Origin of the sequence: Pseudomonas sp. 65/3-MNA-CIBAN-0223, from assembly GCF_040310425.1 — a bacterium.
GTDB lineage: Bacteria > Pseudomonadota > Gammaproteobacteria > Pseudomonadales > Pseudomonadaceae > Aquipseudomonas > Aquipseudomonas gregormendelii.
On sequence record NZ_JBEOPV010000015.1, the window covers coordinates 101,612 to 124,645 of the forward strand.

At 64.7% G+C, this 23,034-nt stretch carries 2 protein-coding genes; both read right to left on the bottom strand.

What is annotated here, in order from left to right; genetic code table 11:
• Positions 1-51: 51 nt before the first annotated feature.
• Positions 52-11,952, bottom strand: coding sequence for a non-ribosomal peptide synthase/polyketide synthase (locus tag AAEZ09_RS19335; RefSeq protein ID WP_350600395.1), 11,901 nt, complete (start codon positions 11,950-11,952; stop codon positions 52-54).
• Positions 11,952-22,991 carry a non-ribosomal peptide synthetase gene (locus tag AAEZ09_RS19340; protein WP_350600396.1) on the bottom strand — a complete coding sequence of 3,680 codons (11,040 nt, stop codon included), beginning with the start codon at positions 22,989-22,991 and terminating at the stop codon, positions 11,952-11,954. Before AAEZ09_RS19340 ends, AAEZ09_RS19335 begins: the two co-directional genes overlap by 1 nt.
• Positions 22,992-23,034 lie beyond the last annotated feature (43 nt).

Genomic DNA, 23,034 nt, shown 5'->3' on the forward strand with positions numbered 1-23,034 from the left:
CTACAGGAGGCCGTGTTGTCAGACGAAGGCCAGGGTGCGCTCCACGTGTCGTCAGGCGATGGCCAGGGTGCACTCCAATAGCAGTTCGAGGTCGTCGAGCAATTCGTCACCGCGTAGCAGCTCGTAGTGCCCGCCGACCAGCAGACGGTCCACACCGTGATGGCCGACCTGGGCCTCGAACACTCGACGCTCATCGTCACGCCCGGCTACCCACCAGCGGTGCGCCGTGACTTTGATCGCGGGCAGTTGGAGCTGGGCCAGGGCCAATGCCTTGAGGCGTGAACCGCTGTTGAAGATTTGCGTGAGCTCTCCAGCGCCCAGTGCGGCTTGTTCATTGGAGCCATGCAGCGCGGCTTCGATGACGGCGGCGGCCTGATGCTCAGGCAGATCTGCGGCGTGCAACGCCATTAACGCCTGTGCTTCTTCAGACGAATGACCGAGGACAAACTTCAGGAAATCCCCCAGGTCCTCGCGCCAGTCCCCCGCTTCGGCGGTGCCGGCCACGTAGCTGTCGACCAGGCCGGCGAACGCGACGGTCTCGCCTTGTTGTTCCAGCTCGTGGGCGACCAGTTGCGTCAACGCACCACCCAGCGACCAGCCCAACAGGTAATACGGCCCCTTGGCCTGTTGGGCACGAATGCGCTGGGTGTAGGCCTGGGCCATGGCCAGCAGCGACTGATCCTGCCAGTGCGGATCGAGCAGCATGCGGCATTGCAGGCCGTAGACCGTGCGCCGCCCTTCCAGGCGTCGCGCGAGCGGTTCGTAGTCGAATACCGTGCCAAAACCGGCGTGCAGGCAGAACAGCGCCGGCCCGTGCGCCAGCCGCGAGTTCAATGCCAGCAATGGGTCTGGCGCAGCGGCGGCGGGCTCGGCGGCCTGGTAGCCGCAGAGTTCGGCAATGCTGGGTTTTTGCATCAGGTCGCGCAGTTTCAGTTCGAAGCCCAGTTCGGGTTGGCTGCGCACCCGCGAGATGACTTTGAGCACTTGCAACGAATCGCCACCCAGCTCAAAGAAGTTGTCGTCGATACCCACTTGCGGCATGCCGAGTACGTCCTGCCAGATCCCGGTCAACGCGCGCTCCAAAGCATTGCGCGGTGCGCGATAACCCCCCAGGGCCCATTCCGGCACCGGCAATGCACGACGATCGAGCTTGCCGTTGGCCGACAGCGGGAAGCGCTCCAGGACCAGGATCCGCGCGGGCACCATGTAGTCCGGCAGTTGCGCCTGCAGTTGCGATTTCAGGCGCCGATCAAGTCCGACCGTGCCGAGCGCCACCACGTAGCCCACCAGCTGTTTGCCCGTTGGCGTGTCGTGCACCACCACGGCTGCATCCTGCACCCCTGCGCACTCACGCAGGCGAGCTTCAATCTCGCCCAGCTCGATGCGGAAACCGCGGATCTTCACTTGCTGGTCCAGCCGCCCCAGGTAGTCGATCAAGCCGCAGTCGCGCTGGCGCACCAGGTCGCCGGTGCGATACATGCGCCCGCCCGCTGCAAATGGATCGGGAATGAAGCGTTCGGCGCTCATGCCCGGGCGCTGGTGGTAGCCCCGCGCCAGGCATTCACCGCCCAGGTACAGCTCCCCGCTGACGCCCACCGGCAGAGGGTTGAGGTCGGCGTCGAGCACATACAGGCCTCGCCCGGCCACACCGCGCCCGATCGGCGCATAGGCCGCGTCGCAGGTTTCGCTGACCTCGGCACGCCACAACAAAGGCGTGACCACGGTTTCGGTCGGGCCATAGCCGTTGACCAGGCGCTGCGGGCGCAAGGCGCGCTTGACCTGCTCGAAACTGGCTTCAGGCACGGCATCGCCGCCGAAGCAATACACCTCGACCGCGGGCGGATTGCCCAGGCGTTCCGCGACTTCGGCCATCTGTTGCAGGTATGCCGGCGGGAAGCAGGCGACGGTGACGCCATGACGCTGCAGCACTTCCAGGGTTTGTTCCGGGGTCCACAGATTGTCATCACGGATCACCAGGCTGCCACCGGCCAGCAGCACACTCAGCCAGCGCTCCTGCGCACCGTCGAAAGCGAACGACATGAAGTGCAACTCCCGGCTGCGCGGTGCCAGTTCATAGAGCTCGACGATGCCACGGCAATGCCGGGCAATCGGTCCCCGCGCCACGGCCACGCCTTTGGGTTGGCCCGTGGAACCGGAGGTGTAAATCAGGTACGCCAGGTGCCCCGGCAACGGATGGGAAACCGGGCACACCACGTCGTCGGCAACGCTCAATTGATCCAGCAGCAGACGTGGCGGGCTGTCGGCCAAGGTCAGTCGATCCCCCAGGTTGCTGTCACACAGCAACAGGCTGGCTGCCGAATCGCTCAACAGGTACGCCAGTCGTTCGGTCGGGTACGCCAGGTCCAAAGGCAGGTAAGCAGCCCCTGCCTTGAGCACCGCGAGGAACGCGACGATGGTGCGTTCGGAACGCGGCAATGCTACCGCCACCAGGGTCTCCGGCCCAATACCGCGAACGATCAGTTGCTGCGCCAGCCCATTGGCCTGCGCCTCAAGTTCGGCGTAACTGACTTGTCGATCCTCACAGATCAAGGCGATTTTCTGCGGCTGCGCTTTGACGTGTTGATTGAACGACTGCAGCAAATCAGCAGTGTCGTCGGACACCTGCGGCAGGCTCATGCGTGCTTGCGGCAAGCCAATATTGCCGAGCAGGCACGAAGCGTCCTCTGGCAACGCACGCAGCAATCCTTCCAGCTGCGCACGAATCCGCTCAACTTCAACGTCACTGAAACGATCGCGCAGGAACAGGTATTCGACTTCCAGCCCTTCCTCGTTGGCGCTGACCATCAGGTCCATCGGGAAGTTGGTGACCCCGCCGCTGCCGACTTCGGCAAAGCGTAGCTCGCCCTCCTCGCCGCCTTTCAAGGCGCGGTCCACCGGGTGGTTTTCGAACACGATGATGCTGTCGAACAAGCCCTGGCCACCCTGCCCGGCCCAGCGCTGAATGTCGGACAACGGCGTGTGCTCGTAGTCGCGCACCATCAGGTTGTAATCCTGCAAGTCCCGCAGCCACTCGCCCAACGGCTGTTGCGGATCGAGGGTCTGGATCACCGGCAAGGTGTTGATGAACAGGCCAAGCATGTCCTGGGCACCGGCCAGCCCGGTTGGGCGGCCCGCCACCGTGGCGCCGAACGCGACGCTGCGCTGACCGCTGTGGCGTTGCAGCAACAGCAGCCACGCGCCCTGCACCAAGGTATTGAGCGTCACGCGCTGACGCTTGGCAAAGGTGTGCAGTTTGCGCGTCGCTTCGGCGTCGAGGTTGCTGTACATCACGCCGTGCCCGGAGCCTGCGGCACCCGAAGCCTTGGCCAGAATGGTCGGTTCCTCAAGCAACGCCAGGCGCTCGCGCCAGAAGCCTTCGGCCTGCGCCCCGTCCTGACGTTGCAGCCAGGCGATGTAGTCAGCGTAGCGCCCGGTCAGGGGCGACAGGCTGTCGTTGTGATACAGGCGCAGCATTTCACCCAGCAACCGTGAGGCGCTCCAGCCATCGAGCAACAGGTGATGATAGATCCAGATCATCTGGTAGCGATCCTCGCCCAGGCGCACCAGGATGAATCGCATCAACGGCGGGCAGCTCAGGTCGAAGCCCTTGGCCTGTTCCGCAGCCGCCAGTTCGCCCAGGGCCTTTTCGGTATCGCTGCGTTCACGCCAGTCGAGCTCTTCGATCGGCAGTTCGACCTCAGCGCATACCGCCTGCAGCGGATCGGCCAGGCCGTCGCGCCAGCGGAACGCCGCCCGCAGCACTTCATGGCGCTCGACCAGCGCCTGCCAGGCGGCACGGAAGCGTGGCACCTGCAAACCCTCCACCGCCACGCTCAACTGGTTGACGTAGGGGTTGAGTTCCGGCGAGTCGAGGCAGTGGAACAGCATGCCTTGTTGCATTGGCGACAGCGGATACAAGTCTTGCAGACCGACCCGGGCCGCAAGATCAATGTGCGGCACCAGGGCAAACGCCTTGACTGTCGGCGCGTCGACCAACGCTGCTTGAGGACGGGTAGCCACCGCCGCGAGGGCGCGAATGGTCTGACGTTCGAACAGCTGCCTGGGACTGAACACCAGCCCACGCTGCCCGGCACGGCTGACCGCCTGCAGCGAGATGATCGAATCGCCGCCCAGCTCAAAGAAGTTCTCGGTGACGCCCACTGTGTCCAGGCCGAGCAATGCCTGCCAGATCTCCACCAGCAAGGTTTCGGCAGCTGTCGATGCGGCCACCTGCGCCTGGTGTTGACGGGACGCCTGTGGCGCCGGCAGGCCCTGGCGGTCGAGCTTGCCGTTGGGTGTCAGCGGCAGCTCGGCCAGGCACATCAGGTGCGCCGGCAGCATGTGCGCCGGCAGACGGCTGCGCAGATGCGCGCTCAGCGCTGCCTGCAGATCCTGCTCATCGGCCAACGGATCCCGGGGCACCACGTAGCCGACCAGTTGGCGACTCACCGGGCCTTCGCGATCGATCACAAGGGCTTCGCGCACAGCCGGGTGTTCCATCAGGCAGGCTTCGATTTCGCCAAGCTCGATGCGGAACCCGCGAATCTTCACCTGCTGGTCGATACGGCCGAGGTATTCAACCACGCCGTCGGCCCGGAACCGCGCCAGGTCGCCACTGCGATACAAGCGCCCGCCCGGCACGAACGGGTCCGGCACGAAACGCTCGGCGGTGAGGTCCGGCCGCTGATGGTAACCCCGGGCAACGCCCTCGCCGCCCAGGTACAACTCGCCCGCCACGCCGACCGGCAATGGCTGCAGGCCGCCGTCGAGAATATAGGCACTGCGGTTACCGACCGGTCGCCCGATCGGCATGAATGCCGAGTCGAATTCAGTCTCCGGATAAACCAGCCAGATCAGCGGCGTGATCACGGTTTCGGTTGGCCCGTAGCCGTTGATCAGGCGCTTGGGTTGCAGCACCTGCTGGACCTCATCGTACGCATGCTTGGCCATGCCTTCACCGCATGGCGTGTAGGAGCGGATGGGCAAGTCACGGCCCGCTTCGCCCATGAAGTCGGCGATCTGCGCCAGGTAGCTGGGCGTGAAGCAGGCGATGGTGATGCGGTGTTTTTCGATCTCGGCGCAGGTGCGTTCCACGCTCCACAACTCGTCGTCCCGGGGCATCACGGCCGAGCCGAACACCAGGGGGGTCAGCCAGCGCTCGTGGGCACCGTCGAAGCTGATGGAGGCAAATTGCAGTTCGCGATCCTGCGGGGTCATGCCGTACAACTCGCCGATTGCCAGACAATGCATGGCCAGCGGACCATGGGCCACGCTCACGCCTTTGGGGCGACCGGTGGAACCGGAGGTGTAGATCAGGTAGGCGAGGTTCTCGCCGCCCGTCAGGTTGCGCGGGTTGCTTTCAGGCATGAGGGCCAGCGGTTCGTGGTCGATGTCCAGCACCGCCAAACCTTCGGGCGACGGCAACTTCTCGCGAAGCCACGACTGGCTGATCAGCAGCGCGATGCCGCTGTCTTGCATCAGGTAACGCAGGCGCTCTGCCGGGTAGGCCGGGTCCAGCGGCACGTAGGCGCCGCCAGCCTTGAGGATCGCCAGCAGGCCGATGATCATCTCGGGCGAGCGCTGCATGGCCAGGCCCACCCGGACTTCCGGGCCGATGCCCAGCTCGCGCAGGCGATGGGCCAACTGGTTGGCGCGGCGGTTGAGCTGGTCGAAGCTCAGTTCCAGATCGTTGAAGATCAGCGCCGTGGCGTGCGGTCGAATGTCGGCCTGGGCCTCGATCAGCTGGTGCACGCACAGCGGGTTTTGGACCACGGTAAACGCCGGGTTCCACTCGACTAACTGTTGCGCGCGTTCCGCTGCGGTCAGCAGCTGCAGCTCACTCAAGGCGACTTGCGGCGCAGCGACCATGGCGACCAGCAGCCCCGCCAGGTGCTCGCTCATGCGGGCAATTGCGGCGCTGCTGAAGTGGCTGCACTGGTAGCTCCAATGGATGCTCAGCTGATGCTCGGCGGTGGCAGCCAGGGTCAGCGGGAAGTTGGTGCGCTCGTGGTTCTGGGGAATCAGGAAACTCAATCCCGCCGGCGCACCCTGTTGCAGCGCGGCGGCCACCGGGAAGTTTTCGAACACCAGCAGGCTGTCGAACAGCGGTTCACCGCTGCGTCCGGCCCAGCGCTGAATGTCGCCCAGGGCGGTGAATTCGTGCTCGCGCAGTTCCAGGTTTTGCGCCTGCAAACGGCCCAGCCACTGCCCGACACTTTCAACGGAGTCGGGGCTGCTGATCACCGGCAAGGTGTTGATGAACAGGCCAAGCTGGCTTTCGGCTCCCGGCAGGTCCACCGGCCGACCGGCCACGGTGGCGCCGAATGCGACGCTGCGCTGACCACTGTAGCGTTGCAGCAGGATGGCCCAGGCGCCTTGCAGCAAGGTGTTAAGGGTGACTTTCTGTTGTCGGGCGAACTCGCTGAAGCGCTGGCTGGTGGTGACATCGAAGCGCTGGTGATGGTCTGCGAACACGCCCGGGGTCCCCTGCCCGCCATTGCCATGGGCCAGGCTTTGCGCCAGCAGGGTCGGGTTGTCGAGGCTGGCCAGTTGTTCACGCCAGAACAACTCATCGGCCTGGGCATCCTGGCGTTGCAGCCAGCCGATGTAGTCCGCAAAACGCCCGGTCGGCGCCTGCACGTCCTGGCCGGCGTAACGCTGCAGGACTTCGCTCAACAGCAGGGAATGACTCCAGCCATCGAGTAACAGGTGATGGTGGGTGTAGATCAGCTGCTGGCGCTCATCGTCGAGACGCACCAGGGTCAGGCGCATCAAAGGTGCGCGGGTTGCGTCGAGCTGCAGGCGTTCACTGTCGAGCAGCTGCGCCAGCGCTGCGGCCTGATCATTGCGGCCGCGCCAGTCGAGACAGGTCATCGGCAACTGCAGATGACGATGGACCAATTGCACCGGCGCATCGAACCCCTCGGGGAAATGGAAGCTGCTGCGCAGGATCCCATGGTTGTCGAGCACCGCTTGCCAGGCGCGGCCCAGCCGCTCGGCGTCGAGGCCATGGGCTTCGACGCTGAGCTGGTTGACGTAGGCGCCGCTGTCGGATTCGTAGAGGCTATGGAACAGCAAGCCGGCCTGCATGGGCGACAGCGGATACAGGTCCTCGATCTGCGCCGGTGGCACCGGCAGGCCGTCGAGTTGCGCCTGGTTCAAGCGCGCCAGGGGGAAGTCCGCCGGGGTCACGCCGCCTGCGCCATCGCTCAGGCAATGGTCAATCAGGTCTAACAGCTCTTCACGGAAATTCGCCGCGAGGGTTTCGATTTCGTGCAGGTCGAAGCATTCGCGACTGAAGGTCCAGTCCAGTTTCAGTTCGCCGCCATACACCTGGCCATCCACCGACAGCCAGTTGGGCAGTGGCGCATCCGCCGCCTGCGCAGCGCCGCTGGATTCACGAGCCGGTGTGAACAGTGCGTCTTCGGCAAAGCTCTGGTCAAACTGGCCAAGGTAGTTGAAGGTGACGCGCGCTTGCGGCAACTCGGCCAGCGCGGCTTGTGCCGAGGCATCGCCCATATAGCGCAGCAGGCCGTAGCCCATGCCTTTGCCGGGAATTTCGCGCAACTGCTGCTTGATGGCCTTGATCGAACCCGGCAGGTCGGGGGTTGGGGTCAGGCACACCGGGAACAGGCTGGAGAACCAGCCCACGGTGCGGGTCAGGTCGATGTCGTCGAACAGCTCTTCGCGGCCATGGCCTTCGAGCTGGATCAGCGCCGAGGGGTGACCGGTCCAGCGACTGAGGGTGCGGGCCAGTGCGGTCAGCAGCAGGTCGTTGACCTGGGTGCGGTAAGTCGCCGGTGCCAGCTGCAGCAGCTGGCGAGTGTGTTCGCGGTCCAGGCCGATGCTGACGCCCTGGCGCAGATGCCCGGCCTGGCTGGCCTGCGGGTTGGCGGCTGGCAGCAAATCGTTGCCGAGGCTGAGTTGCGCCTGCCACCAGTCCAGTTCGCTGGCAGCCGCTTTGGAACGTGCGTAGGTGTCGAGCTGCTCAGCCCAGGCCTGGAAGGAGCTGGTCTTCGCCGGTAGTGCCTGCCCTTGATAAGCCGCCTGCAAGTCCTCCAGCAACACCCGCCAGGACACGCCGTCGACCGCCAGATGGTGAATGACCAGCAGCAGGCGCTGGGTGCCATCCGCCTGTGCGATCAATGCGACTCGCAGCAGCGGGCCGTCTTGCAGGCTGAGGCTGCGCTGGGCTTCATCGCACACCGACTCCAGGGAAGCATCGCTGGCCACGCGCGCGGTCCAGAGCATGTCGACGACATCGGCGCTGTCCGCGCCAACATAGCGCGCAGACCACTCTGTGGCAGCGAGCCTGCTCGCGATGAGCTCAGCACCGGCAACATGGAGGTCGCCTGCCCCACCGCCATCGCGAGCAGGCCCGCTCCCACAGGGATTTGTGGCGTCGGTCCCACAGGGATTTGCGGCGTCGGTCACACGCGGGGCCTGCGGGCTGAAGCGCAAGCGCAGGGCGTCGTGTTGCTTGAGCAAGCGCTGCAGCGCGGCCTGCAGACGCGGCAGTTCGAGGGGCTCGCGGGGGGTCAGCAAGACGGCCTGGTTCCAGTGCGCGCGTTGCGCGATTGGCTCGTCGAAGAACCAGCGCTGGATGGGAGTGAGTTTTTGCAGGCCGTACACCGGTCCTTGCTGGGCCAGCGGAGCGGCCTGTTCCTTGACCACGGCGGCCAGCGCCTGCAAGGTTTGCTGCTGGAACAGATCCCGCGGTTGCAGGCTCAAGCCGGCGCGACGGGCACGGCTGACCACCTGGATCGAAATGATCGAGTCGCCACCCAGCTCGAAGAAATTGTCCTGGCGGCCGACCTGCTCAACGCCCAGCACCTCCTGCCAGATCTGCGCCAGCACCTGTTCGTGCTCGCTGCGCGGCGCTTCGAAGGCGCGCTGGGTGACCTGCGCGGTTGGCGCCGGCAGGCGTTTGCGCTCGAGTTTGCCGTTGGGGCTCAGGGGCATTTGCTCGATCATTACGGTCTGCGCGGGCACCATGTAGTCCGGCAGGCTGGTGAGCAGATGGGCCTTGAGCGCTTCGCGCCAGGCACCTTGCTGCCCGGCATCGGCGCTGATCAGGTCGCGTTCCCGGGGCACGATGTAGGCGACCAGTTGCTTGCCGCCCGGGCCATCGACGGCCAGCACCACGGCTTCCTGCACCTGGGCATGCTCTTGCAGGCGCGCCTCGATTTCGCCCAGCTCGATGCGCAGGCCGCGAATTTTCACTTGATGGTCGATGCGCCCGCAATACTCGATGGCGCCATCGGCGCGATAGCGTGCCAGGTCGCCAGTGCGGTACAGGCGCTCGCCTCTGCCGAACGGGTCGACCACAAAACGTTCGGCGGTCAGCGCACCTCGACGGTGATAACCCCGCGCCAGGCCGACCCCGCCCAGGTACAACTCGCCCACAGCGCCCAGGGGCAAGGGCTGCAGTTCGCTGTCCAGGACGCAGGTACGCAGGTTGGCGATCGGCCGGCCGATCGGCACGCTGTCGCGGCCTTCTTCCACGCACGTCCAGTGGGTCACGTCGATGGCCGCTTCGGTGGGGCCATACAGGTTATACAGATTGGCTTGCGGCAGGGTGCGCAAGGTCTGGCGTTGCAGCTCCATCGGCAGCGCTTCGCCGCTGCAGATGATCCGCTGCAACGAGGTGCAGGCCCGCGCTTCGTCGGCACCGATAAACGCCGCGAGCATCGATGGCACGAAGTGCAGCGTGGTGATCGCCTGCTCGACGATCAACCTGGCCAGGCGTTGCGGATCGCGATGTTCGCCTGGAGCGGCGATGACCAGGGTGGCGCCCTTCATCAGCGGCCAGAAAAACTCCCACACCGACACGTCGAAACTGAACGGCGTCTTTTGCAGCACGCGGTCCGCCGGTTGCAAGTCGTAGGCTTGCTGCATCCATTGCAGACGGTTGTGCAGCGCCACATGACGGTTGCCCGCGCCCTTGGGTTTGCCGGTTGAGCCTGAAGTGTAAATCACGTAGGCGAGGTTTTCCGCGACCGCAAGGTTCGGCAGATCGGTACCGGGCAACTCCCCGAGCCAATCGCCTGCGGCCTGCAGGCACAGGGTGCGCACGCTGTCCGGGGTCGGCAGTTGTTCCAGCAAATGTTCCTCAGTCAGCAGCAAGGCGATGCCACTGTCTTCGATCATGTAGCTGAGCCGATCATGCGGGTATTCAGGGTCCAGCGGCACATAGGCGCCGCCGGCCTTGAGAATCGCCAGCAGGCCGACGACCATCTCGAACGAACGGTCGCAGGCGATTCCCACCAACACTTCCGGACCGACGCCCTGGGCGCGCAGGTGATGGGCCAGGCGGTTGGCGCGCTGGTTCAGCTCGGCGTAACTCAGGGACTGGCCCTGGAACACCAACGCCGTGGCCTCGCCGTTTTCAACCACGCGTTGCTCGAAATGCCGCTGCACGCAGACTTCGCCCGGATAGGCCTGAGCGGTGTAGTTGAGGTCGTCGAGAATGCGCAGACGCTCGTCGGCGTCCAGCAATGGCAACTCGGCAAGCGGGCATTGCGGGTTGGCCACCACACCGGCCAACAGGTTGCGCCAGTGATGCGCAAAGTGCTCGATGCGTTCGGCGTCGAACAGATCGGTGGCATAGGTCAGGCTGGCAAACAGCAGGGCGCCCTGCTCCTGGGTGTCCAGTTGCAGGTCGAACTGGGTGGTGCGCGCGGGAGCATGCAGTGGCTCGACGCGCAGGCCAGCAAGTACACCGCTGACGCCAGCCGGCTTGGCTTGCTGGTGATTGAACATGACCTGGAACAACGGGTTGTAACTGAGGCTGCGTTCGCCCTGCAGCGCTTGCACCAGACGCTCGAATGGCAGGTCCTGATAGGCCTGGGCATCCAGCGCCGCGGCGCGAGTCTGGTCGAGCAACTGGCTGAAAGGCTGACGTCCATCGAGCTCGGCGCACATCACTTGGGTGTTGACGAAGAAGCCGATCAGGCCACGGGTTTCTGCGCGATTGCGGTTGGCAATCGGCACCCCGACCCGCAGGTCCGACTGGCCGCTATAGCGATAAAGCAGCGCCTGGAAACTCGCCAGCAATAGCATGAAGGGAGTCACGCCGTGCTGCCTGGCCAGGGTCATCAGGCCGCTGGCCAGGTTGGCATCGAGGGCGAAGTCCAACCGTGCACCGCGTTGGCTGGGTTGCGCAGGACGTGGACGATCCGTCGGCAATTCGAGTAGCGGCTCCTCGCTGCCTAATGTGTCACGCCACCAGTTGAGTTGGCGCTCCAGCTCACCCGCTTCCATCCAGCGACGTTGCCACAGCGCATAGTCTGAATACTGGATCGGCAATGCTTCAAGCGCAGCGTTCTGGCCCTGGCAATGCGCGGCGTAGAGCCGTGAAAACTCTTCAACCAGCACGCCCATCGACCAGCCATCGGTGACGATGTGGTGCAGGGTCAGCAGCAGTACGTGGTCTTCGGCGTCGAGCTGCAACAGGCTGACCCGCAACAGCGGCCCCTGTTGCAGATCGAATGGCCGGGCGACTTCCTGCTCGACGCTGTGCATTGCAAGATCGAGGCGCAGGGACTCGGGCTCGCCGCGCAGGTCGATACGCTCGATCGGCAGCGAAGTGCACGGCGCCAGCGTCTGCAGCACCTTGCCGTCGTCCTCGACGAAACGGCTGCGCAAACTCTGATGCCGTTCCAGCAGCACGTCAAAACTGTGCTGCAACGCTGCGACATTCAGCGGCCCGTACAAGCGCAGCGCCGCTGGAATGTTGTACGCCGAACTGTGCGGATCAAGCTGCCAGAGAAACCATTGACGCTGCTGCGCGTAGGACAGTTCGAAGCTTGTTTGCGCCTCAAGGGCAGGCGGAATCGGCAGCTGGCCAAAGCTCACGCCCTGCTCCTGCATGCGGCTCAGGAACTCGCGGCGCTTGGCGGCTGGCAGGCCGGCGAAGCGGCTGGCGATACGCTGGGCAGTGGTGTGTTCCATCAGTTGATCTCCATCTCGTCCAGAAGCGACTCAAGCGCATCCAGGCGTGCATCGTTGTCAGCCGGGGCGTGTTGCCCGGCCATGGCGGCATAAGCCTGAAGGTCGGTGGACTCGAACAGCGCACGCAGCGGCAGTTCGATGCCCAGGTCCAGTTCCACCCGGGCGCTGGCCTGGGTGGCGAGCAGCGAATGCCCACCCGATTCGAAGAAGTTGTCGCGCCGACCGATCTGCGCCACGCCCAGCACCTCGGCCCAGATCGCCGCCAGTTGCTGTTCGAGCTCACCTTCAGGGGCTTCGAACGGTCGTTGCCAATCCCCGGCATCCGGCAGCGGCAGGGCCTGGCGATCGAGCTTGCCGTTGCCGGTCAGCGGCAAGGCGTCCAGCAGCAGCCAGTGACTGGGTACCATGTAGTCCGGCAGGCCGACCTTGAGCGCGGCGCGCAGTTGATCGCGCCAGGCGATCGGGTCGAGTGGGGTTTGCGCAGGCACCACGTAGGCACACAGCTGCGGGCCACCCTCACCGGCGTGCACACTCAACACCGCGTGGCGCACGCCCGGTAGGGCCAGCAATGCAGCCTCGATCTCGCCCAGTTCGATGCGGAACCCGCGGATCTTCACTTGCTGGTCGATCCGCCCCAGGTAATCAATGCTGCCGTCGGCGCGCTGGCGGGCCAGGTCGCCACTGCGATACAGACGCTGTGACGCGTCGAACGGGCTTGGCACGAAGCGCTCTGCGGTCAGGCCGAAGCGGCCGTGATAACCCCGCGCCAGGCCAGCACCGGCGATACACAGCTCGCCCGCCACGCCCACCGGTACCGGGTGCAACTGGCTGTCGAGCAGGTACCAGCGCAGATCGCGAAGCGGCAGGCCGATCGGACTTTGCGCCTTGCCTTCGAGGTCGGCCAGGCGGATGGCGCGGCAGGTCACGTGTACCGTGGTTTCGGTGATGCCGTACATATTCACCAGGCTCGGCCGCTGGTCGCCGAAGCGTTCGAGCCAGGGGCGCAGGCTCGCGACTTCCAGCGCTTCACCGCCGAAAATCACCTGACGTAGCGCCAGGGTGCGCGGGCTGGCGCAGGCGATCGGCAGCAACTGGCGGAACGCCGTGGGGGTCTGGTTCAACACAGTCACGCCTTCGTCGCACAGCAAGCGGTGCAATTGCTGCGGATCGCGGCTGATGTCATACGGCACTATCACCAGGCGCCCACCCATGCACAGTGAACCAAACAGTTCCCATACCGAGAAGTCGAACGCGTAGGAATGGAACAGGGTCCACACATCGTGCGGGCCGAAGTTGAACTCGCCAGCGGTGGCCGTGAGCAGTCGGCCGACGTTGCCATGGCTGAGCAAAGCGCCCTTTGGCCGCCCCGTGGAACCGGAGGTGTAGATCACGTAGGCGAGGTTATCGGGTGCCGCCAGTGGCGGCAGGTTAGCGTTGCTGAAACCCTCCAGTTGCAGTGATTCGAGGCTTAGGACTCGCACGCCATCCCGGGCTGGCAAGCCTTTGACGAGGTGTTGTTGCGTGAGCAGCAACCGGATGCCGCTGTCTTCGATCATGTAGCTCAGACGCTCGGCCGGGTACTGCGGATCGAGCGGCACATAGGCGCCACCGGCCTTGAGAATCGCCAGTAAGCCGATCACCAGTGGCATCGCCCGCTCGGTCGCAATACCGACCCGCACCTCGGGGCCCACGCCTTGCTTGCGCAGGTGGTGCGCCAGGCGGTTGGCCTGGGCGTTGAGCGCGGCGTAGGTCAGTTGTTCGCTTTCACAGACCAGCGCCACGGCGTTCGGGGCCAGCTGGGCCTGTGCTTCGAACAGCTGATGCAAGGTGGGCGACAGCGGCTGTGCCTGGAACGCCGGATTCCAGTGCTGCACCAGTTCGTCGCGCTGTGACTGGCCAATAAGCGGCATTTCGGCGACGCGTTGCTGCGGGTCCGCGACCACGGCACGCAACAGGTTCAGCCATTGCTCGGCGAGTCGCTGCATCGACGCCTGGTCGTACAGATCGGTGGCGTAAGTCAGGCTGGCATCGAGTTCCTCGCCATGCTCCTGGGTATCGAGCACCAGGTCGAATTGCGTGGTGAGCTGCGACCAGTGCAGACGCTCGACCTGCAGGCCGGCCACCGTGCGTTCGACGCTCGCGCCCAGTTGCTGCTGATGGTTGTACAGCACCTGGAACAGCGGGCTGTGATTGAGGCTGCGATCCGGCTGCAAGGCATCGACCAGTTGCTCGAACGGCAGGTCCTGATGGGCCTGGGCAGCCAATGCCGTCTGCTTGACCTGTTGCAACAAGCCACTAAATGGCTGCTGCCCGTCGATCTCGGCGCGCAGCACTTGAGTGTTGATGAAGAAGCCGATCAGGCCTTCGGTCTCAAGACGCGAACGGCCGGCGCTCGGCACTCCCACGCTGATGCTCGACTGCCCGCTCTGGCGATGCAGCAACGTCTGGAAGCTCGCCAGCAGCAACATGAACAGCGTCACCTGTTGGTCCTGGGCGCATTGGCGCAAACCGGCCAGCAAGTCGCGATCCACGTTCAGCATCAAACTGGCACCGCGCTCGCTGCGGCGTGCCGGCCGGCTCAGCTCGCTTGGCAACTCCAGCGGCGCCTGGCTGCCAGCCAGTTGCTCGCGCCACCAGGTCAGTTGTCGTGCGCCCTCGCCCGCGTCCAGCCAGTCGCGCTGCCAACGGGCGTAGTCGCTGTAGTGCACCGCCAGCTCAGCCAGGCCGGCTTCGCTACCGCAGGCGGCCGCCTGATACAGTGCGCTGAACTCATCGACCATGACCTGCATCGACCAGCCATCAGCGGCAATGTGGTGCACGGTCAGCACCAGCACGTGTTCGTCGGTGTTCAATTGCAGCAGCAGTACGCGCCACAGCGGGCCGTTGCGCAGGTCGAAGGGACGGGAAATTTCCTCAGCCACCGCCTTGTCGACCGACAACGAATCGATTGTGCGATGCTCCAGGCACAACGCCAGGTCATCGTGCAGCACCGGACGCGCCAACTGGCCGTCCTGTTTGAAGGTGGTGCGCAGGGTCTGGTGACGGGCTTGTAAATGGGCGAAGGCTTCGCGCAGGACGTCGCGGTTCAGTGCGCCCCTCAGGCGCAGCGCGGCGGGAATGTTGTAGGCCGGGCTCTGGGGGGCCAGCTGCCACAGGATCCATTGACGCTGCTGGGCGTATGACAGCACCGGCGGCTGATCGAGCGGTGCCTGCTGCAGGACGGGTTGGACGCTGGCCTGCGCCCGCGCCACTCGTTGGGCGAACTGTGCCAGGTTCGCGGCACTGAACAGGCTGCTCACCGACAGTTCGAGCCGCCACTGCTGACGCACACGGGAGATGACCTGCAGCACCAGCAACGAGTGCCCGCCCAGTTCGAAGAAGTTGTCGTCGCGAGCTACGCGCTCGACCTGCAGCACGTCCTGCCAGATCAGCGCCAACAGCGCTTGCAACCCTTCGCCAGGCGCTATGAATGGGCGTTGCGCATCGCCGGCTTCGACCCGTGGCAGCGCTTTGCGGTCAAGTTTGCCGTTGGTGTTCAGCGGCAGTCCCGGCAGCAGAATCAGCTCAGTGGGCACCATGTAGTCCGGCAACGACTGGCGCAAGGCCGCTTTGAGTGTCTTCAGGTAATCAACCGCAGAATCGACCTCGGCGCTGGCCACGATGTACGCCACCAGTCGCGTGCCGTCCTGGGCGATGACGGCCGCTTCGCGCACCTCATCCCGGGCTTGCAGGCAGGCTTCGATTTCGCCCATCTCGATGCGCATGCCGCGAATCTTTACTTGATGGTCGATGCGCCCGACGTACTCCAGGTTGCCGGCAGCGTTGCAGCGCGCCAGGTCGCCGCTGCGGTACAGGCGGGCGCCGGGTTCGCGGGCGAACGGGTCCGGCAGGAAACGCTCGGCGGTCAGCGCCGGGCGGTCGAAATAGCTTTGCGCCAGGCTGGCCTGGGCGCCGATAAACAGTTCACCCACGCCGCCATCGGGCAGCAGGTGCCCGGCACTGTCGAGCACATACAGCGCCCGGCCGGCGATGGCGCGACCGATGGGGATGCCAGACACGTCGCTGGCATCTTCCAGGCGGCAGTCATGGATGCTCGATACCACGGTCGCTTCGGTAGGGCCGTAGGTGTTGAGCAGTCGCACCTGAGCCAGGCCGGCTTGATGCCACAGGCGCAGGCCTTCCACCGACATGGCTTCGCCGCCCACGTGCACCTGGCGCAGAGCACCGAGATTGCGGATGACGCCGCTGGCGCATTCCCGGGCCAACAGGTACCAGTACGCAGCCGGCAAGTCGGCCACGGTCACGCCCTGCCGGACGATTTCGGCGGCCAGGCGCCCGGCGTCCCACAGCTCATCACCGCGCATGATCAACGCGGCGCCCACGCACAGCGCCGGGAAGCACTGCTCGACGAAGCCATCGAAGCTGAAGGTGGCGAACTGCAGCACGCGGTCTGATGCTGACAGGCCCGAATAGTCGGCGGCGGTCTGGCAGAACTCGCGGAGGGCGGCGTGGGTGATGGCTACGCCTTTGGGTTGGCCGGTGGAGCCGGAGGTGTAGATGATGTAGGCCAGGTTTGCGGCGTCCGGGATGACGCTATCGCGAGCAAGCTTTGCTCCTACAGGGTTTGGTCCTACCGGCTCTGCTCCTGCAGCCGCAGTGGTGGTGGTTTTGTTCAGGGTCAGGCGCGGGATGTTTTTTATGTTTTGCAGCAGGCCGGGTTCGCAGAGCAGTTGGTCGAGGCGGCTGTCTTCGATCATGTACGTCAGGCGTTCGACGGGGTATTGGGGGTCCAGTGGCACGTAGGCCGCGCCGGTTTTCAGCACGGCGAGCAGGCTGACGATCAGTTGCGGGCCACGGTGCAGCGCCAGGCCGACACGGGTACCTGGGCCGGCACCGTTGGCGAGCAGGCGCTGGGCCAGGTCGTTGGCCTGGGCATTCAACTCGCCGTAGCTCAAGGACTGACCGTCAACCTGCAACGCCAGCGCGTCGGGATTGGCCGCAGCCTGGGCAGCGATCTGCTGGTGGGCGAAAAGTGTTGCGGATAACTCGACGGCAGATGATCGATTGGCCGCGATCGCCGCACGGGTTTCGACCTCGTCGAGCAGCTGCAGCGCGCCCAGCGGAGCATCCGGCAACGCTGCAAACTGCACCAGCAGATGCTGCAGATTGGCGGCCAGCTGAACAATGTGCGCCGCACTGAAGCGCGCCGAGTCGTAGCTGAAATCCAGGCTCAGGCCGTCGCCCAGCTCGATGCCCAGGGTCAATGGATAGTGGGTACGTTCGTGGTTGTGCAGGTTGCTGAACGACAACCCGGCCGGAGCACCTTGCTTGAGCGCTGCCGCTACCGGGAAGTTCTCGAACACCAGCAGGCTGTCGAACAGCGCGGCCCCCTGCTGCCCCGCCCACCCTTGAATGTCGTAGAGCGGCACATGCTCGTACTCGCGCATGGCCAGGTTCATCTCTTGCAGCTCACCCAGCCATTGGCTGACGGTGCAATCAGGCTTCATCGCGCAGACCAGCGGCAGCGTGTTGATAAACAGCCCGAGCTGTTCTTCGATCCCCGGCAATGGCGCGGAACGACCGGCGACCGTGGCCCCGAATACCACGCAATCCTGGCCGGTATAACGCTGCAACAACAGGCTCCAGGCGGCTTGCAGCAAGGTGTTGAGGGTGACCTTCTGCTGGCGGGCGAACTCGGCCAGACGTTGGGTCGCAGGGCCGTCGAGGGCAACGCGGTGGTCCTCGCTACCTTCGGCTCCCACCGCCGGGCCCAGGGCGTCGGCCAGCAACGTCGGCGCTTGCAAAGGTGCCAGCGCGGCCTTCCAGAAGTGCTCGCCCGCCACGGCGGACCGTTGCTGCAGCCAGCTCAGGTAGTGGCGGTATTGCCCACGGTTTTGCCCCGCCGCTGCTGGGCTAGAAGGGCCAGCGGCGTAGTGCTGGATCACTTCGGCCAGCAGCTGCGCGTTGCTCCAGCCGTCCATCAAAATATGGTGGCTGGTATAGATCAGGTGCCAGTCCTGGTCGCCCGTCTGCACGAGTTTCAAGCGAAACAACGGCGCGCTGCCCAGCTCAAAACCTTGAGCACGTTCGGCGTCGGCCAGGGCATCGGTGTCAGTCGCGTCCAGCACCTCAAGCGGCAAGGCGACCTGACGGACAATCGCTTGATGCGCGCTGTCGAGGCCCTGCCAATGGAAGCTGCTGCGCAGGATGTCGTGCCGGGTCAGCGCAGCCTGCCAGGCTTGGGCGAATCGCTGCGGGTCGAGGCCCTGAATGTCCAGGCGCAACTGGCTGATGTAGGCACCGACCTGCGGTTCATACAGGGTGTGGAACAGCATGCCCTGCTGCATGGGCGATAACGGATACAGGTCTTCGAGCGTCGCGATCGACAAGCCGTCGAGTTGCGCCTGGCTGATGCGCGCCAGCGGGAAATCCGAGGGCGTGGCCTGGGGCGCTTCAACGCCGCAGCAGTGTTCGATCAGCGCGTTGAGCTCAAGTGCGTATTCGTCCGCCAGGCGCTGGACCGTCGCCGTGTCGAACATTTCGCGACTGAAGCCCCAGCTCAGCGCCAGCTCACCGCCGTACACCTGGCCTTCAACGGTCAGCCAGTTGCCCAGGGGCGCCGATGGATCCTGGGCCACACCACTGCCTTCAGTGGAGGGCAAAAACATCGCGGCATCGTCGAACTGGCGGTCGAACTGCCCCAGATAGTTGAAGGTGATGCGCGGTTGCGGCAGTGCCGCCAGTTCTGCGCGAATCCCTCGGGCGCCGAGGTAGCGTAGCGCGCCGTAACCCAGGCCTTTGTCCGGCACGGCACGCAGTTGTTCCTTGATGGATTTGATCGACGCGCCGAGGTCTTGCGACGGCACCAGGTTGACCGGGAACAGGCTGGTGAACCAACCCACTGTGCGCGTCAGGTCGATATTGTCGAACAGGTCTTCGCGACCATGGCCTTCGAGCTGAACCAGCGTGCTGCCCTGCCCGCTCCAGCGACAAACCGCCCGTGCCAGCGCCGTCAGCAGCAGGTCGTTGACCTGAGTGCGATACGCCGCCGGTGCGTGTTGCAGCAGCTTGCGGGTCTGTTCGGTGTCGAGCCTGATCTCGAGTTTTTGTTCGAAGCGGTTTTGCAGGGCCCCGGCTGGACGCTCGCACGGCAAATCGTTCGCAGCCTCACGCAACTGGCTTTGCCAGTAAGGCAGGCTGCTTTCAAACGCTGGCAGATGATCTTGCAGGCGCGCAACCCAGCGCTGATAAGTGCTGGTTTTCGCCAGCTTCCTGGCGCTGGCGCTGTAGAACTGCTGCAGGTCTTCCAGCAGCACGCGCCATGAAACGCCGTCCACCGCCAGGTGATGGATGACCAGCAGCAAACGCTGGGTGCCATCGGCCATTGCCACCAACAGCGCGCGCATCAGCGGCCCTTGGTGTAAATCCAGACTGCGTTGGGCTTCATCGCACACAGCGTTGAGCGCTTCGACCGACTGCGCCTGACGTTGCCATAATACCGATTCAGTGGTCGCTGCCGAGTAGGTCTGCTGCCAGCCTTCGGCGGTCTGTGCATAACGCAGGCGCAAGCTGTCGTGATGGCTCAGCAATTGCTCAAGCGCACGCTGCAGCGCCTCGACGTTCAACGCCTCGCGCGGCACCAGCAGCAGTGACTGGTTCCAGTGTTGCCGCTCAGGGATCGCCTGGTCGAAGAACCCCTGTTGCACCGGCGCCAAGGCCACCGCGCCACTCGCCGGCCCCTGGTCAATCAGCGGCCGCTCGCCGCTGCGGGCGGCCTGGGCCAGGCTGCGAACCGTCTGGTGCTGGAACAGATCCTTGGGGCTCAGCACGATGCCGGCCTGCCGCGCGCGGCTGACCACTTGCATGGAAACGATGGAGTCGCCGCCCAGTTCGAAGAAGTTGTCTTCCAGACCGACGCTGTCGAGAGCCAACACGTCCTGCCAGATCGCCGCGAGGGACTTTTCCATGACCGTGCGCGGCGCTACGTGCTCGCGCTGTTGTTGCGAGCCATCGACGGCCGGCAAGGCCTTGCGGTCAAGCTTGCCGTTGGGCGTCAGCGGCAGTTGTGCGAGGAACAGCAGGAACGCCGGGACCATGTAGTCCGGCAGATGCTGGCGCAGCGCGGTCTTGAGGCATTCACGCAGTTTAGCTTGGGCATCGAGGTCATCCAGCAACGCCGAATCGCCGGGCACGATATAGGCGACCAGTTGCTGCCCGTTGACACCGTCTTGCGCCAGCACGGCCAACTCGCGGACGGATGTTTGCTGCAACAGCCGCGCTTCGATTTCTCCCAGCTCGATACGAAAGCCCCGCACCTTAACCTGATGGTCGATGCGCCCGACGTATTGCAGCGCGCCATCGGCCTGATAGCGGGTCAGGTCGCCGGTGCGGTACAGGCGCTCGCCGTTGCTGGCGAACGGGTTGGGCACATACTTTTCGGCGGTCATGCCCGGGCGTGCGAGGTAACCGCGGGTGATGCCTGCGCCGCACACGTACAGCTCGGCGGACACCCCTTGCGGCACGGGTTGCAGGTCGGCGTCCAGCAGATAGCTGGCGCTGTGTTTGAGCGGTCGGCCGATGTTCGCGCGGCCACCCGCCTCACGGCGAGTCCAGGTGGAATAGGTGGTGTCTTCAGACGGGCCGTACAGATCGTATACGTGCTCCACGCCCGGTTGCTGGTACAGCGCCTCGACCAGGCTTTGCTTCAGCGGTTCGCCCGCGAGGTTGATGATGCGCACGCTCGACGGAATCTGCCCCTCGCGCTGCAAGGCATTGATGGCCGACGGTACAGTGTTGATCAGGCGCACCTGATCACGGGCCGGGAGTTGCGGCAGTTCCAGGGCGTTACGGGCGATGATCAGCGAGCCGCCGTTGGCCAGGGTCACGAACAGCTCCCAGACTGACAGGTCGAAGCACACCGAGGTGGACGCCAGTACGCCCTGAATATCTGCGTGGCTGTAGACCGATTTCGACCAGTCGATCAGCGCCAGCACGTTGCGGTGGGTGATGGCGACGCCTTTGGGTTTGCCTGTGGAGCCGGAGGTGTAGATCACGTAGGCCAGGTTGTCCGGCGTGACGCGGGTGACCGGGGCGCTGGTCGGGTAGTCGGCGACTTGCAAATCGTCCATGAGCAGCACTTGGGTGTCGGTGGATACGGCCAATGTCGCCGCAACCGATGGCTCCGTCAGCAACACCAGGGCGCGGCTGTCTTCAAGCATGTAGGCGACGCGTTCGGTCGGGTAATCCGGGTCCAGCGGCACATAGGCGGCACCGCTCTTGAGTACGGCGAGCAGCGCGACCAGCAAGTTCTCGGAACGTTGCATGGCCACGCCGACACGCACTTCCGGGCCAACGCCCAGGGCGATCAACCTGTGAGCCAGGCGATTGGCCTGGGCATCGAGTTGGGCGTAGGTCAGTTGCCGGGTGGCGAAGGTCACTGCCAATGCGCCGGGGTCTGCGGCGACTTGCCGGCTAATCAGTTCGTGAACGCACAGCTCTTGCGCGAACGCTTCGTCAGCGCGATTCCAGTCATGCACGATGCGCTGGTATTCAGTGGTTTCCAGCATTGGCAATTCACTGATGCGCTGCCGGCAATCGCAGACCATGCCCTGCAGCAAACGCGTCCAGTGCTGCGCCATGCGCGCGATGGTCGGGGCGTCGAACAGGTCGTTGGCGTAGGTCAGCGCAGCATGCAATTTGCCGTGCGTTTCATTGCTGTTGAGGTCATAGGTGTCGAGGGTCAGGTCGAACTGGGTGGTGCGCCCTTCCCACTCGATCACCCCCAGAGCCAGGCCGGACGCAGTGCTAACGGTGGAGATGTCTGCGACCTGCGGCTGGTGGTTGTACATCACCTGGAACAGCGGTGTGTGACTAAGGCTGCGCTCGAGCTTGAGCGCTTCGACCAGGCGCTCGAACGGCAGGTCCTGGTGGGCCTGGGCGCCGAGGGCGGTTTCCTTGATGGCGCGCAGCAAGTCGTCGACCCGGGTCTGACCGTCCAGTTGGGTGCGCAGTACCTGGGTATTGACGAAGAAGCCGATCAGGCCTTCGATCTCGGCGCGATTGCGGTTGGCAATCGGCACGCCGACGCGGATGTCGGTCTGCCCGGTGTAGCGATGCAGCAGCGCGTTAAAGGCGCCCAGCAGAAGCATGAACAGGGTGATGTTGTGTTGCTGGGCCGTGGTTCGCAGTTGCTCGGCCAGTTGCGGGTCGATGGCGAACTCGTAACGGGTGCCGCGATGGCTGGGCAGCGCCGGGCGCGGATGGTCGGTGGGCAGCTCCAGCACCGGGTGTTCATTGCCCAGTTGCGCCTGCCAGTAGGCGAGCTGCCGCGCCTGCTCGCCCGCTTCCAGCCAGCGCCGCTGCCACAAGGCGTAGTCGCTGTACTGGATCGGCAATGGCGGCAGTTGCGGCTGTACGCCGGCTTCAAAGGCGTCGTAGCAGCGGATGAATTCGTCGATCAGCACGTTCATCGACCAGCCGTCGGACACGATGTGGTGCAGGGTCAGCAGCAGGACGTGTTCCTGTGCTGCGAGCTTGAGCAAGGTGACTCGCAGCAATGGGCCGCAGGATAGATCGAAGGGTAATTGCGACTGCTGCCCGGCGGCGTTCGCGACGGCGAGTTCTCGCTCATCGGCGGATAAATGGCTGAAGTCGACCTGATCGATGGCCAGCGACGCAGAGCCAGGTACTTGCCGCAAGCTGTCATCGGCCTGGCGCTGGAACAGGGTGCGCAGGGTTGCGTGACGCGCCACCAGACTGGCGAAGGCCTGCTCCAGTGCGCCCAGGTCCAATCGCCCGCTCAGACGCACCGCCCCCGGCAGGTTGTAGGCGCCACTGAGGGGATCCAATTGCCAGAGAAACCACATGCGTTGCTGGGCGTAGGACAGCGCCTGGCGATCTTCGGCTTCGACGCCGGCAGGAATCGGGAACCGGGCGAAATCAACACCTTCCTTGTCCAAGGCCGCGAGGAACATCTGGCGCTTTTCCAGGGGCAACCCGATAAACCGGCGAGCAAGTTTCAAGGAGTCTTCAGCGTTCATTTCTTGGTATCCGGATCAGTGGCGGGAAGCACAAAGGCACGTC

What these genes read in the sequence shown, in the direction of transcription:
- AAEZ09_RS19335 (WP_350600395.1), bottom strand. Translation starts at nt 11,952, where the DNA reads ATGGAACACACCACTGCCCAGCGTATCGCCAGCCGCTTCGCCGGCCTG.
- AAEZ09_RS19340 (WP_350600396.1), bottom strand. Translation starts at nt 22,991, where the DNA reads ATGAACGCTGAAGACTCCTTGAAACTTGCTCGCCGGTTTATCGGGTTG.